The organism is Belliella alkalica (assembly GCF_022549785.1).
Classification (GTDB): domain Bacteria; phylum Bacteroidota; class Bacteroidia; order Cytophagales; family Cyclobacteriaceae; genus Belliella; species Belliella alkalica.
The window spans coordinates 72,680-86,745 of sequence record NZ_JAKZGO010000014.1 but is presented as its reverse complement, the minus strand read 5'-3'; the positions used below and the strand labels follow the sequence as shown (position 1 = coordinate 86,745).

Sequence of the window (14,066 nt, the reverse complement as noted above, 5' to 3'; positions counted from 1 at the left end):
AAAGGTTACACAAAAACTGCAAGCATCGTAAATTTAAACTCCCGATATTCCTTTTAGTGAACTTGTGAGTTTTATTTTTTTAAGTCAGAAATTTCAAATTACGCATAAAATTTGAAATAGTTAGATTCTGAGATTTCGCAAATTCCTCTAATCAAAATTACAAGGGGATTGAAATCATTTAGAAATTAAAATTGTATATTTACTATCATACAAGTGTAAAAATACTATTATGAATAAAGTAAAAACTTCTAGAAGTGTTGGAAAAAAAGGGACAAGTAAACATCTAAATCTTGACAAGAAGATAGCTAATAACACTTACATGGATAAGTTTTCTCCAGCATGGGTTGTTGTTCATGGCAAAGATGCACCCAGTCATAACTTGGAATTAATCGACCGGATACGCGAAGGAGTTAAAAAAACAGATTGGAAAGATTTGATTTCATATATAGATTCAACAGAAAAAGAGTTTGAAAATATTCTTCCTGCATCGATAAGTAGTATGCAAAAAAAGGAAATTTATAATAAAGAGACTTCTCAACGAATCTATGAATTAGCGAAGTTATTCGGGTTAGGCTACGAAGTATTTGACTCCAAGGATAATTTTAAGAATTGGCTAATGACTCCATCAAGAGCACTTGGGAATAAAAAACCTTTTGAATTGCTCGACAGTAGTTTTGGTTTTGATATTGTTGAAAATGAAATCATTAGAATTCAATATAATGTATATAGCTAATGATCGTTTACCGAATAGCCAATGTGAAATATAAAGAGTCAACTTTATCTGGAGTAGGCGCTGAAAAGGTTGGCGGCAGGTGGAATGAAATAGGCACAAGAGCAGTCTATTGCTCGGAAAACATCTCATTGGCTTTGCTAGAATACTATGTTCACTCAGAAAATATTGCATACTTACCTGCCAATATTTTAATCGCAAAAATCGAGTTCCCAGAAGATTTTTTAATTGAAGAGCTAAAGGAATTGCCCCATAAATGGAATCAATATCCTTACTCCTCACAAACAACTTCAATATTCACAAACCTTGCTAAGCATCGAGATTTTTTTGCACTACGGGTACCTTCCACAATTGTCAATTTGGAATCAAACCTAATACTTAATCCATTGTATAAAGATTTCGAAAAAGTCAGGATTGTCGAGTTTATTGAATTAGCCATAGATGAAAGGCTTAAAATGAACCAAAGACGATAATACATTATGATTGATTGTCAACAAAAACAATTTTTCTCCTCACAGCTCACCCCCCACTACCCTACTCACCATCCTCCAATCCTCTGATTACCAACAGTTCTTATTTCTCAACTAAATGACGTAACTATCCTTTAAAACATCAGATTGAATCAAAAAATTTGTCTTCTTCGAAAATTAAGTTAAATTAACCTTAACTAACCCAACGCACCAATATGAAGATCACAGGTAAAGGTAATATCGCTTTGGTAAGATGGAATGATGGACACTTCCACAGTCTTTATCCTATAGCCAACAATCCTAATATCGCCAAAAACTTAAAGGACACTTTTCCACAGCCATATACCATTCATGATGCCAGACATTGGATAGAACATAATATCAAATTTAATCCTCCACAAAATTTTGCCATTGAATACAATGATCAATTGGTAGGTTCTGTGGGTGGTGAAATCTGCAAAGATGAATTGAGGACTAGTCTGGAAATTGGTTTTTGGGTTGCAGAACCATTTTGGGGCAAGGGGATTGCCTCTGAGGCAGTGCAGCTATATTCTGAATATGTTTTGGATAAATTCCCTCATATCAAAAGGATTTTTTCACAGGTCTTTGATTACAATACTGCAAGCATGAAAGTGTTGGAGAAATCAGGATTTATCCCTGAGGCAATCCTTAGAGACGCCTATATTAAGGATGATAAAATAGGCGATATCTTTCAATATGTGATCATCAGATCAGAAGTTGAAAAGGTGGATAGATAAGGGAAATTGTTAATTCTTTCAACGTACTATACGGCACTCCAAAATGCTGCAATACGAACAAAAAGCCATACCTATCACAGACAGGTATGGCTTAAGCAAAACGCAACATTTAAATTCTAATCACACTTTTTCCAAAGCTTGTTCTATATCCCAAATGATATCGGAATGATGCTCCACGCCTACTGATATTCTTACAAGTTTCTCTGAAATCCCAAGAAGCTCTCGGTCCTCAGCCGAAACATCACTGTGAGTCATGGTAGCTGGATGCTCTGCAAGTGATTCAGTACTTCCAAGAGAAACTGCCAACTTCATCAGTTTGAGATTGTTCAAAAAAGTAAACGCCTCCTTTTCACCACCTTTCACATCAAAAGATATCATTGCTCCAGCAGAAGTCAATTGCCTTTTGAAAATTTCATGTTGCACAGACCCTTCTTCCAAATGACCTAAATAATAGACTTTCTCCACTTTTGGATGGGACTGAAGAAAATCTGCGACTTTAACTGTATTTTCTGCTTGCTTGGTCATCCTTACCTTCAGCGTCTCGAGACTTCGCATGAGCAACCAACCTGTCCATGGACCTGCCATATTTCCAAGGAATGTCCGAAGTGTCCTAACTCTCACCATATGTTTGGACTTACCCAAAACCGCACCTGCGATCAAATCTGAATGACCACCGATATATTTTGTCGCCGAATACACAATCAAATCCGCCCCATGCTTCAATGGATGTTGCCAAAGAGGCCCCATGTAGGTATTATCCACGCAGACTACGACTTCTTTTTCATCACCTGACAATTCATCGGCTACTTCTCTACAGATTTTCAAGTCAAAAAGCGCATTGGTTGGATTGGCGGGAGTTTCAATATAAACCATCTTCACTTTTTCTTCCTGACCTTTGACGAGCTGCAAAATTTCTTCTTTGCTTTGCACACTTGTAAATCCAATACCTTTGATTCCGTATTGTGGCAAAACTTTGTTCACAAAATGATCTGTTCCTCCATAGACGGGCTTGCTATATAGCATCACATCGCCAGGTCTCAAAAATTCCAACATCACGGTTGAGATTGCAGACATACCACTTTCAAAAACCGCACACTCATCTGCTCCATCCCAAAGACACAGTCTTTCTTCCAAAATCTGTAAATCCGGATTGTTCAACCTGCTATATATCAACCCCAACTCTTCATTTGGCTCTTTCTCTCTTTGACCGTATGCAACTTGAAAAAAGGCTTTCCCTTCTTCTGCCGACTTGAAAACAAATGTCGAAGTCTGAAAAATTGGGCACTTGATCGCTCCTTCTGAAAGTTCTGGCTTGTATCCATGAGTCATCATCAAACTCTCTGGATGAAATTCTCTATTCATCATATTTGTGGGTTTATCGATGCAAATCAGCGAAAAAACCTTTAAAAAATCAAACACGTAATCGAAATAATATTTCGATTACGTGTTTGATTTTTTATTATTATTCTGAATATTAATGTTTAAATGATGTATTTTTTGTAAAACAAAATATAATTTTGTTTTACCTAGAGAAAAACCCCTTTATTTTGAAAAAATATGGCAAAAGAATTTTGCTGTATTGATACCATTAACCTTTATTATGTTGACTAATCTCACTCAACAATAATCTTTTTAAAGTACTCATTCTCTCTAGTTCTAAGAATCAAAGTGTGAACCCCTCTTGGTAAATCGACAACATTATATTCAAACACCCCTTGTGTAGGTAAAACTTGCCTGAGCGTTTGACCCAGACTATTGACAATGCTAATATCCCTAATATCTGATAGTCCTGACGTAGAAATACGAATGTTGCCAATTGATGGATTCGGATAAATTTTCACAAAAGAATCTACAACTTTTTCTTCTACTATACTTGTAATTAGATTCACGACAACTTTCAAAGTACTTGTTGGCCCAGTATTACAACTATTCATAGGAGTCACTGTCAAATCAAACTCTCCTTCTCTTGCCCATTTTACCACAACCTTATTTGAACCCTGCCCTTGGATAATTGTCCCTCCATTTCCTGAAATAGACCAAGTATAGTTCATCCCAGGAACATTGACAACTTCATAGTCGTACTCTATCAAACCTGCCATTTCTGCACCACTTATCTGGGAAGGCGCAGTTGGTGGACTTTGAATTGTAATTGGTTTTGAGAACAAAGTTCCTGATCCACATGGATTACGAGGAGTTACTGACAAAGTTTGTGAGCCAAGACCAGTCCATTCAATCGTAACAGTAGCCGTACCCTGGCCTTGCCTCACAAGACCTCCACTTGCCTGCCAAACAAACTCTGTCCCAGGAACATCATTTACTGAATATGTTACAAATGAATTGGAGCATACTGCACCTTCCCCATTAATCTCTGGAATAGCTTGTGGTGCTACAGAGACCAAAACCTCAAGGCCTTTGGTTCCTCCATTGCCACATTCATTTTGTCCTCTTACCAAAACAGCGTTTCTTCCTGGAGTATCCCATCTTACAATAATTCGATTTGAACCTTGGCCTTCCAAAATAGTCCCACCATCTACTCGCCAATCAAATACTTCTCCTGCTTCACCTGAACTTTGGACACTATATGCTTGCTGACTAAGGCAAATATTTGATTCACCAAAAATCAAAGTCGGAGTATCTGGAACAGCACATCTATATTGAAACAAACTTCCCCTTTCTCCTACTGCATAGCCTATACTCAAAGAACCAAAACTCAAACCTGAAAGATCCTGAAATGTACCGGTAGGCATTCGAACCCACGTTTCCCCTCCATCTTCAGTTTTTAAAATCAGACCCTTTTCCCCTGAAATAAACCCAACCAACTCATCCAAAAAATCAACTCCTGTGAAATTAAAGTTGAATGACGTAGAAATACTTTTCCATGTCAAACCCTTGTCTTCCGTTTTGATGATGGTACCATTACTTCCTATAGCTATCATGGAATTTTGGTCTAAAATCGTAATATCTACCAAGGATGATGACGTAGGGACAGACACTTGTCCCCATTGATCTCCACCATCATCAGTTCTACTCAAGAACCCATCATCTCCTACTACTACACCTATAAATTCATCATAAAACAAAATTTGATTAAGGCTAACTGTAGTATTTAGACCTGATACTTGCTGCCAATTGATCCCTGCATTTTCTGTTTTTGAAACAAAACCATTCTCACCTACTATGTATCCTAGATTATTGTTGAAAAAATATGCTCCCTTCAAATTTAGGTTAGTGTTTAAGTTCAGGGAAGTCCAATTGGTTCCAGAATTGGATGTCCTTAGTACAGTACCACCATCTCCAACAATGTAACCAAAAGCATTTGTAGTAAAATAAAGGTTATTAATTGTTACTGTAAGTGGTCTTGATCTGTCTGAAATGCTATTACCCCCATTTGAAGTGAAGAAAAACTTACCTTCATTTCCTACAAAAAAACCTAAATTTTCATTTCTAAATGTGGTCGCATTATAATCATTTCTGATTCCAGACAATCTCACTGCCCATGAGCCGCCTGAGTTGGTTGATGCCAAGACAAAACCACTAGTCCCTACAGCAAAAACGACATTTGAATTTGCCCTAAAACTTGCGGATAAATAATCTTGTGTATTATTGCTATTGATCCCATCAAAAGTCTGCCCAGCATTGATCGTCCTGAGCAAAGTGGCAGATTTGCCTACAATCACACCCAAGTTAATATTAGCCTTATTGAATGAAACACTTATCAAATCCCTCTCAGTACCCGAATTCACTAAAGACCAGTTTACTCCTGCGTCACTAGTCTTTAGAATAGTCCCACCATTTCCTACAGCATATCCAGTCTTTCCTGTAGAAAAGTATATGCTATTCAATGTTCTTGTATTTTGAGTGTTTAGGATTGTCCAATTATTCCCTTGATTGAAAGTTCTCAAGACAGCGCCATTTGCCATTGACACGTACCCAGTATCCTGATTTGCAAAAGTCAATCCAGTCAAATCAGCTGTAGCCCCCACATTCTGTCTTGCCCATGACTGTCCTCCATTAGTCGATCTATATAATTCCCCGTTGTCACCTACTATGTATGCTCTATTTTGATTCAGGAACTTAACCTTTTTCAATGAACTTGATGTATTTAATGAAATTAAACTCCATGTTGTCCCTGAATCTGTAGTTCTATAGATTTGACCGGAATCACCGACTATCAAACCTATGTTTTCATTGAAAAAATCTATTCCGTTCATTTTGTTCTTTGAAGGGGCTTCTTGTTCAGCCCAACTTAGTCCCCCATCTACTGTCTTGAGGATAACCTGATCTCCGGACATAAATCCAACTTCATCATTAACCCACGTAATTCCTGAAAACTGATTTCCCCAGCTCCCTACTCTTCTCCAAGTCTGTGAAATACACAAAGAGCAAATTAGAAAAAAGAAAACTGATAAAAGGTATGATTTTTTCATTGATACAAAGTGGAGGATTGATTAAGTTTTGTAAAATTAAAATTATTACCCAATAAAGAAAGTTATTTTTATAGCTTTATACATTGGCGTTTGAGTCATTATGAATCATTAAAAACAAACAGCATTTAACCCTTTAAGAAATGGTTTTTTAGCCGTATTTTTAGGGAAAGACATTAGAATTATGAAAAAAATTATTTCTACAATTTTCTGCGCACAATTACTTTTCTCATGTAATTCAAACGAAAAAATAAGCAAAGACATCTTTGAAGAAGTAAATAAAAGCATGGAAGTCAAGAAGCTTAGTGAGGTAGATATCTTGGAGGAAGCTATGAAATGGGGAGATGAAATCAGCAATGAAGCACAGACGCAATTAATCACCGCATTGCAAAAAGCAATTGCAGAAAAAGGAATTGCCGAAGCTATCGCTTTTTGTCACGTCGAAGCACTGCCAATACTCAGCGAGGTAAGCCAAAAACACAATATTTCAATAAAAAGAGCTTCTACTGATTTCAGAAATCCACTAGACAAGCCTACCGAAGATGAGCTTTCGATTTTGGATGCGTATGCCTACAATTCAGAAAACGACATCAAGAACGAACCCAACATCCAAAAATTCGAGAATGGGGAAGTCTTGCTTTATACAAAAGCTATACAGATCCCTAATGGTCTTTGCTTGAACTGTCATGGAGATCCCGAAACTGATATCAATAAAGAGACTTTAGAGAAAATTCAGAAACTATATCCTGAAGATAAAGCAAAGAACCATAAAATCGGAGATCTTCGTGGAATGTGGAGTATAAGAATTCCGAAGGCCGAAGTCATTAAAAGACTTTGACTCCAAATCCCCAAGCCATAAATATGAAAAAAAGACTCTTGCTTGTAGTTGCCATTGCAGTCATTCTCAATTCTTGTCAAGAGAATCGTAAGCACCCGAAAATCGATTCCCCAATAGGATGGGAAATTATGGAAGTCCCTAGTGACGCTTCCATTCGAGGACTATCTCCCCTTACATCAGAAATCATATGGGCCAGTGGTTCCAAAGGCACTTGGTTGTTGACTTTGGATGGAGGGAAAACTTGGTCTACAGGAGTCATTGATGGGCTCGATTCTGTTGATTTTAGAGATATAGAAGGGTTTAGTGCTTCTACAGCTATTGCAGTTTCTGCTGGGCAACCTGCTGTCATTTATAAAACCATCGATAGCGGTAAGACTTGGCAAAAAAAGTATCAGGGTCCAGAAGAGGCTTTCCTTGATGGTATTTCATTTTTCAAAAATCGTAAAGGTTATGCAATTGGGGACCCGATAGATGGCAAATGGATGGTTTTGGAAACAATGGATGGAGGGGAAAGCTGGACTTGGCTCGAGTCAAGCCCGAGTGCAGAATCCGGTGAAGGGTCTTTTGCTGCAAGTGGATCTACAATTTTGACAGATAACGAGTTCATTTGGTTTTCAAGTGGTGGCAGTAAAAGCAAAATCTATCGTTCCAAGGATGGCGGACACAGATGGGAAATCAAAGCAACACCTATTATTCAAGGAGAACCCTCACAAGGCATATTTTCACTTTCAAAGTTAGACAATGACAACTTGATCGCTGTGGGTGGTGATTATTTACAACCTGACCTTTCTCAAAAAAACGCAATCTATTCTCCAGAACTCGGAAATAGCTGGGAGTTGTTATCTGGAAATTTGCCTACAGGATATAGGTCGGGGGTAGCATACTTTCCGAGACATCACTGGGTAGTAAGCGTGGGTACTAATGGAAGCGACTTTTCAAAAGATGGGGGGATAAACTGGGAAAAATTTTCTGATGAAGGCTTTCATGCAGTATTTATAGACAAATCTCAGGGAAGCATATGGGCTTCAGGTGCAGGAGGTAAAATTGGCCGATTGATTTATTGAATTTGAGATGCACAAAAATAGTGTATAGCTAATTTTATTTCGGTGGGTATCAGATTAACTTCTTGGTATCATTACAGATCATCTTATTTACTTACTTTCACATTTGCAGAAAATCATATTTTTAAATTATCTTGTACAAGAAACCAAACAATTTACCAGAGAATTGCCAAATAATGGGTTCTTCTATTATCTTTAGAAATCCGAAGAAAAGGTAAATTGCCCTCATTTTCTGAAAAAACACTGAACCTTAGCATTATTATCAATAAAAGCCTATAAGACCATGTTTGATATTATCCCATCTATTTATTTGATTAATGGAAAATGTGTCCGACTCAAGAGAGGAGACTTCTCGACAGAGGAAGTTATTTCCAACAACCCTCTAGAAATTGCCCAAGCATTTGAAGACCACGGAATCCGATGGCTTCATTTGGTAGATTTGGATGGAGCTAGACGAGGAGAACCAAAAAACTATCACATCCTAGAAGCAATTGCTGGCTACACCAATTTGAATGTCGATTTCACAGGTGGAATCTCCACTGATGGAGATGTGCTCAAATCCTTTGAACACGGTGCTCGCGCAATCACAGCGGCCTCTGTTTCTGTATATTTCCCTGAAAGATTTGCTCAATGGATTATGTCCTATGGTAGAGAAAAAATCAACTTGGCAGCCGATACCAATCCTGAAGATCATAAAATCAAGACAAAGGGGTGGACAAAAAAAACAGAGGTAGATCTTTTTGACCACATAGAAAACTTCTATTCAAGAGGCTTGAAATACTTGAAATGCTCTGACGTAACGAGAGATGGGGTCATGGAAGGGCCAAACTTTGAGCTTTATAAAGAAATCGTAGAAAAATTCCCAACAATTCATCTTGCTGCCAATGGTGGCGTCAGATCCATCGATGATTTTATTCAATTAAAAGAAAATGGAGTCACAGCAGTAGTGTTTGGAAGAGCGTATTATGAAGGTAAAATAACCTTACAAGACTTGGACAAATTCATGGCTGCCCATGGGAATTAATACTCACTAACGCTTTAGACAATTTTCATTAATACTTAAAAAAAGCCTCTCTAACATACCTAGTGAGGCTTTATTTTTTTATTTCAGACTCAAGATTTTCTAATATTTAAAATTGGTATATTATTTGCTAAATGTGGTGGTTGACACCACTTTAGCGGTTTATTTCTGTTTGTACCAGAAGGTATTTTATGCGTAAATCATTCACATCTTTCATATTCATTTTGCTCCTTTTGACTTTTGGAGTACAGTGTACATTTTTAGAAAAAGAGAGAAATGCTTCAATTTGGGAAAACCCTGTGGACTTAGACCTGGATCAAATCATCAAAAGAGGCTATATCCGTGCTGTGGTTGATAATTCTTCGACTAGCTATTATATCTATCGCGGTAGAAGAATGGGGTACGAGTTTGAGTTGTTGAGAAATCTCGCAAGTAGCCTAGGAGTAAGATTACATTTGATAGTGAAGTCTGACATAGAAGAAGCGTATGTACTTTTGAACAAAGGAAAAGCAGATATCATAGCAATGAACCTTGAAATGTCATCAGAGCGAAAAAAATATGGCAATTTCTCCAGTCCTTTGGGCGAAGTAAGCACTGTATTGGTTCAAAGAAAGTCAGGTCAAATGATTAATACAGTAGATCAATTGAAGGATCAGGTGATTCATATTCCCCAAGGTGCTATTTACAAATCGCAGATTTGCAGTTTAAGTCAAGACAGTACTTTTTCGGTGGGAATCATGGAAGTCAGGGAAGGAAGAGAGCAGTTGATTTCTAAAGTCTTGGAGAAAAAAATTGATTATACTGTAGTTGATAAAGATTTAGCTTTGGTAAACGCTACATATAATAACGAGCTTGATGTCAGTCTTGAAATCAGCGAACAATCACCAGTAGCATGGGCTGTGAGACCGAATGCCCCAAACCTTGAAAACGCTATCAATTCTTGGATTGCAAAAAGAAAAAAATCAGGTTACTTTGCTACACTATATTCCAAGTACTTTTTGAATTCAAAAAACAGTTACTATAGATCAAATAGTGCATTTTCTTCATTGGGAGGGAATAAAATTTCTGCCTATGACGATATTATAAAAACAGCAGCCGAAAGCCTAGGTTGGGACTGGAGGTTGTTGGCTTCATTAGTCTATAAAGAGTCTGCATTTAATCCTGAAGCTACATCATATGCTGGCGCCACAGGTTTACTACAGCTGATGCCTGTGACCTTAGAAAGGTTTGGTGTAGATGATCCAAATGATCCTTACCAGAGCTTGATGGGAGGTGTAAATTTCTTGAGGTATTTGGATAAATTCTGGAGGGAAAGAATACCCGAATCCAATGAAAGAATAAAATTTATATTGGCTTCTTACAATATCGGTCATGGCCATGTCGAAGATGCTTGGAAGCTCACGATGAAATATGGAAAGAACCCACAATATTGGGAGCATGTATCACATTTCCTCAAACTAAAAACTGATCCGGAATATTACCGTGATCCGATTGTACGGAGTGGGTATGCCAAAGGCCATATTGCGGTCAACTATGTTGATGATATTTTGATTTTGTATAACTCTTATAGGGTTTTGGTTGAGCCGTAGGTCTTTATTGAATTTTTACCCGTTTGCCTTATTGTAAGGATTGTCAACCTAAGGTGTGTCAGAAGAAGTATATTTAAGGTGTAGATGCAATCTTCATTAGAAGGGAAATTGTAGTTTTTATAGTTTCTACCTACGAAAGGCAGTTGCTTGCCCCTGAGCGTAGATTGCATCTACGCTTCCATATCTGGGGAATATGTTATTCCATTTTGGGTAAATCAAATCCCCCCGGATCAGGATATTTAAGATGCTTCGTTAATTTAAAACCTGACTGAAAAATAAGAACGGTCTCTTCCCCTCTCATTTCGTCCCTTTCCTCATTATACGAGCATTCAAAACCAAAAAAAGACCCAGTCAATAACCGGGTCTTTCCTTCCTTACTCAACCTTGATCTGCTATCGGATAATGGCTTCTTTGTAGTAGATGTGGATATAGTAAAGTCCTTTTTTGAGTTTGCTGAAGTCTAAGGTAGTCTCAATATCAGCTTGGGCTCTATTGATGATTTCCTTACCTCTTTGATCATAAAGACTTACCTCAAATGGGTCTGGGCTTGTTTCACTTGCACTTTTGATTGGGTTACTTTTTTTGGTAATGGATATGAAGTCAGTCGTAGGGTTGGGATAAACCATAAACATATCCCATGGATTATATACCCATACCGGTATTTCCGAACCTCTTGCGCCACACGGATTTACCAAATCTACACTGACAGAATACACCCCACCACTACTGAAAGACAAGGTAATCCCCTGTTCTCCTTGACCATAAAGCCATTCATTTCCTGAAGGATAAACTTGCCAATCAAAATATAAATTAAATGGATAGCTTGGTATGACTGCATAAAAATTCTCAACTGTATTGATTTGCATCTCGTATGGGCCATTTATTGATGGAAAAGAGGCCATCCCTACCCAAAAGCTCTTATCACCACTCCACAATCCGTAGTGATACTATAAGTAAGAGTCGCCGCTCCGGAAGCTGAACTGCTGGCAGGACTTAGATTGGCTGTAGCACCTGTGCCGGAAGTGGCTCCAGAGAACAAATGCGTAGGAGAAACAGACCAGGAGACCGTACTTCCAACAGGTGGGTTTTGAAGAGAATAGGAAGATGTGGAGCAGAGGAAGTCGGGACCGGAGATGGTGGCGCTGACACATTCGCAAAGGCAATCAGCGTTTGCCACACTGTTTCTTATCACATTGCCCGGTTGAAGACCGAAACCAAGGTTAAAATTAACGCCTACACTCTGCAAATGGCAATAACTCATAATTGTGCCGCCACCTGAAGGAACACCGGGATTAGGGCAATTTTGACATCCCCCACCATTAGGATCAGGATTCTCCATACAACCCCAACATCCATCGATAGCCGTGTTATTTCCATTCCAAACACATGCATGGGTATGGCGAGAGCCGAACAAATGGCCAAACTCATGGGCTACTATATGGACAGTCCAACTATAAGTAGGAACAGTCTCATAGTTGTTATGTAACATTGCAACAGACAATCTCTCAGAAATGTCTGGATTACATATACCATCCATTTCGAGAGCAGCAATACCTCCTCCCACGTCTGTTCTAAATGTCAGCAATTGACCCAAATCACCGTTAAATATGGTTCTATTGGTTTGGAATTGCTGCAAAAGAATACCTAAGTTATTGGACGTATAGGGATCAACAGTAGTCCATACAAAAATCTCAGAAATCGATGTTTCTATATTTTCATTTTGATAAAGTGTAGCAACTTGGTTGAACACAGCAGCTACAAAACTTTCCACCGAGGCCACGCTTCCTCTTGTCTGGAAAATATCATGTTCGGTTTCAAAGTAAAAATCGGACACAAACGTCTTCCGAACTGATGGAAGATTTTGATGCTTGGGATAAGATTTCTGGATCATAATCTGTAATACCATGCCCATGAGTCTCACATTGAAAGTCCAATTTCTCCTTTAGATTCCTGTCACTATAAAAAATGTGTCTTCCACTTTTTTTATCCAATGCCAGATTGAAATTGCCTTCATCTGTAGCGATCAAGCCTATCACCTCATCTTCCATAAAACTGATGGCTACAAGACTGTTGGGGTCACCTTTTACGATTCCCCTGAAGTGCTTGATATCCTTGTTGGCCGATAGGCTTTGCCCATCACTGGTTACCACTTTGTAGCTGTAAAAAGAATCGGGAACTTCTAGCAGTTCAAGTTGGAGTTGCCCGGTTTTTAGGGGAATACTAAGTGAAACAGCCTCTTGTAAATCAGCAAAAACAGAGTTTTCATAATGTAAAAAATGAACTTCCTCTGAACTTTCAAAGTTGCCGAGCATTACCTCATCATCCCAAGATTGCGCAAAAACAGTTGATACTACCCGGAACTACATTTTACGGGTCTTGGCCTCTTGTACACTCTTGAGCAACAGGTTTTCCTGACCAATAACGATTGTAGATAAAAAGATGAAAGCTAAGAAAGGTAAATTACAAAGTAACTTTTTCATAATGCTGTAATTTGAGTTGGAAATTATTCAATCCTTAAAAAGAGGGAAATTGGACCATCGACGTGCGCCATATTTAAAGTCATCTCACTTTCCCCAATCTTAAAAGGCCATTTTAAATCACCTATACGTAATTTAATGTGATCTTCATTTTCAGCAGGAGGAATAAGTTCATAATTATAAACACCAGTTTCATATCCCCAACCCCCAACATTATCATTAATTTGCAACACTCCATCTGGTTTGAAGCAGTATAAAACATTGTCACAGGAGTAGTCCTTGACCTCAATCTCTCCACTAAATAAACTTATTGTCCTTCTCTCAACCAACTTCCATTTCCCTACCACATCATCTTCCTGACCTTCCACCGCCTCCACAGGACATTTAAGTTCACCTTCGGGCAATCCATCTTCCTGACAAGAAGCTATCATCATTAATACCAAAAACAGCAATCCAACCCCCCACGCTCTTACTGATTGAATCTTTTTATTTTTCATTATTTCTACAGTTTTTATGGCTTTCGAATCTGACTCAAGTAATCTAATCCCTGATAATATTAAGACGAGTCAAAAATCTAACCTGTTTTAATTTAATAAATAGTTTTAAAAAATCAAAAAGCAATCCCTGAACAATGGAATTGTAAATTATTGGGAAAGTCAGGTATAGATGCAATCTACAACCAGATGGGTAAATTGTAG

13 protein-coding genes are annotated in these 14,066 nt (G+C 38.1%); 7 read left to right on the top strand and 6 right to left on the bottom strand.

Annotated elements, in window-relative coordinates:
• Positions 1-229: 229 nt before the first annotated feature.
• From MM213_RS15500 to MM213_RS15490, 3 genes are all read left to right on the top strand, one after another.
• The gene (locus MM213_RS15500) at positions 230-733 is read left to right on the top strand and encodes an Xre family toxin-antitoxin system antitoxin (RefSeq protein WP_241413712.1); all 504 of its coding nucleotides are present in this window, start codon (positions 230-232) and stop codon (positions 731-733) included.
• Positions 733-1,203 carry an RES family NAD+ phosphorylase gene (locus tag MM213_RS15495; protein WP_241413711.1) on the top strand — a complete coding sequence of 157 codons (471 nt, stop codon included), beginning with the start codon at positions 733-735 and terminating at the stop codon, positions 1,201-1,203. The genes MM213_RS15500 and MM213_RS15495 overlap by 1 nt, the downstream gene beginning before the upstream one ends.
• Positions 1,204-1,415: 212 nt before the next feature.
• Positions 1,416-1,958 (top strand): GNAT family N-acetyltransferase, encoded by a 543-nt coding sequence (locus MM213_RS15490; RefSeq protein ID WP_241413710.1) that lies wholly within the window; start codon positions 1,416-1,418, stop codon positions 1,956-1,958.
• 120 nt (positions 1,959-2,078) lie between these two features.
• Here the strand turns inward: MM213_RS15490 and MM213_RS15485 are convergent, their stop codons facing one another.
• Together MM213_RS15485 and MM213_RS15480 are read right to left on the bottom strand one after the other, a co-directional pair.
• Positions 2,079-3,323 (bottom strand): cystathionine gamma-synthase family protein, encoded by a 1,245-nt coding sequence (locus tag MM213_RS15485; RefSeq protein WP_241413709.1) that lies wholly within the window; start codon positions 3,321-3,323, stop codon positions 2,079-2,081.
• A 248-nt stretch (positions 3,324-3,571) separates the two neighbouring features.
• Positions 3,572-6,385: a YCF48-related protein gene (locus MM213_RS15480; RefSeq protein ID WP_241413708.1), complete on the bottom strand. Its 2,814-nt coding sequence runs from the start codon at positions 6,383-6,385 to the stop codon at positions 3,572-3,574.
• Between the two features lie 181 nt (positions 6,386-6,566).
• Here MM213_RS15480 and MM213_RS15475 point away from each other — a divergent pair, with 181 nt between their 5' ends.
• The 4 genes from MM213_RS15475 (at position 6,567) to MM213_RS15460 (ending at position 10,891) form a co-directional block, all read left to right on the top strand.
• On the top strand, positions 6,567-7,220 hold the full coding sequence (locus tag MM213_RS15475) for a Tll0287-like domain-containing protein (RefSeq protein WP_241413707.1): 654 nt from the start codon (positions 6,567-6,569) through the stop codon (positions 7,218-7,220).
• 23 nt (positions 7,221-7,243) lie between these two features.
• The gene (locus MM213_RS15470) at positions 7,244-8,284 is read left to right on the top strand and encodes a WD40/YVTN/BNR-like repeat-containing protein (protein WP_241413706.1); all 1,041 of its coding nucleotides are present in this window, start codon (positions 7,244-7,246) and stop codon (positions 8,282-8,284) included.
• Between the two features lie 280 nt (positions 8,285-8,564).
• Positions 8,565-9,305, top strand: a complete 741-nt coding sequence (locus MM213_RS15465; protein WP_241413705.1) for a 1-(5-phosphoribosyl)-5-[(5-phosphoribosylamino)methylideneamino]imidazole-4-carboxamide isomerase — start codon at positions 8,565-8,567, stop codon at positions 9,303-9,305.
• Between the two features lie 188 nt (positions 9,306-9,493).
• Positions 9,494-10,891 carry an MltF family protein gene (locus tag MM213_RS15460; RefSeq protein WP_241413704.1) on the top strand — a complete coding sequence of 466 codons (1,398 nt, stop codon included), beginning with the start codon at positions 9,494-9,496 and terminating at the stop codon, positions 10,889-10,891.
• Positions 10,892-11,283: 392 nt separating this feature from the next.
• On the opposite strand, the gene MM213_RS15455 is transcribed toward MM213_RS15460, so the two are convergent.
• From MM213_RS15455 to MM213_RS15440, 4 genes are all read right to left on the bottom strand, one after another.
• Positions 11,284-11,757: a T9SS type A sorting domain-containing protein gene (locus MM213_RS15455; protein ID WP_241413703.1), complete on the bottom strand. Its 474-nt coding sequence runs from the start codon at positions 11,755-11,757 to the stop codon at positions 11,284-11,286.
• 38 nt (positions 11,758-11,795) lie between these two features.
• Complete coding sequence (locus MM213_RS15450) at positions 11,796-12,725, bottom strand: M12 family metallo-peptidase (RefSeq protein ID WP_241413702.1); 930 nt, start codon at positions 12,723-12,725, stop codon at positions 11,796-11,798.
• Complete coding sequence (locus MM213_RS15445; RefSeq protein ID WP_241413701.1) at positions 12,706-13,203, bottom strand: hypothetical protein; 498 nt, start codon at positions 13,201-13,203, stop codon at positions 12,706-12,708. Before MM213_RS15445 ends, MM213_RS15450 begins: the two co-directional genes overlap by 20 nt.
• A 191-nt stretch (positions 13,204-13,394) precedes the next feature.
• Positions 13,395-13,865 carry a hypothetical protein gene (locus MM213_RS15440; protein ID WP_241413700.1) on the bottom strand — a complete coding sequence of 157 codons (471 nt, stop codon included), beginning with the start codon at positions 13,863-13,865 and terminating at the stop codon, positions 13,395-13,397.
• Positions 13,866-14,066 lie beyond the last annotated feature (201 nt).

Bases quoted from the DNA above. Each gene is read 5' to 3' on its own strand.
- MM213_RS15480 (WP_241413708.1), bottom strand. From the start codon at position 6,385: ATGAAAAAATCATACCTTTTATCAGTTTTCTTTTTTCTAATTTGCTCT.
- MM213_RS15485 (WP_241413709.1), bottom strand. From the start codon at position 3,323: ATGATGAATAGAGAATTTCATCCAGAGAGTTTGATGATGACTCATGGA.
- MM213_RS15465 (WP_241413705.1), top strand. From the start codon at position 8,565: ATGTTTGATATTATCCCATCTATTTATTTGATTAATGGAAAATGTGTC.
- MM213_RS15440 (WP_241413700.1), bottom strand. From the start codon at position 13,865: ATGAAAAATAAAAAGATTCAATCAGTAAGAGCGTGGGGGGTTGGATTG.
- MM213_RS15490 (WP_241413710.1), top strand. From the start codon at position 1,416: ATGAAGATCACAGGTAAAGGTAATATCGCTTTGGTAAGATGGAATGAT.
- MM213_RS15475 (WP_241413707.1), top strand. From the start codon at position 6,567: ATGAAAAAAATTATTTCTACAATTTTCTGCGCACAATTACTTTTCTCA.
- MM213_RS15495 (WP_241413711.1), top strand. From the start codon at position 733: ATGATCGTTTACCGAATAGCCAATGTGAAATATAAAGAGTCAACTTTA.
- MM213_RS15500 (WP_241413712.1), top strand. From the start codon at position 230: ATGAATAAAGTAAAAACTTCTAGAAGTGTTGGAAAAAAAGGGACAAGT.
- MM213_RS15470 (WP_241413706.1), top strand. From the start codon at position 7,244: ATGAAAAAAAGACTCTTGCTTGTAGTTGCCATTGCAGTCATTCTCAAT.
- MM213_RS15455 (WP_241413703.1), bottom strand. From the start codon at position 11,757: ATGCAAATCAATACAGTTGAGAATTTTTATGCAGTCATACCAAGCTAT.
- MM213_RS15460 (WP_241413704.1), top strand. From the start codon at position 9,494: ATGCGTAAATCATTCACATCTTTCATATTCATTTTGCTCCTTTTGACT.
- MM213_RS15445 (WP_241413701.1), bottom strand. From the start codon at position 13,203: ATGCTCGGCAACTTTGAAAGTTCAGAGGAAGTTCATTTTTTACATTAT.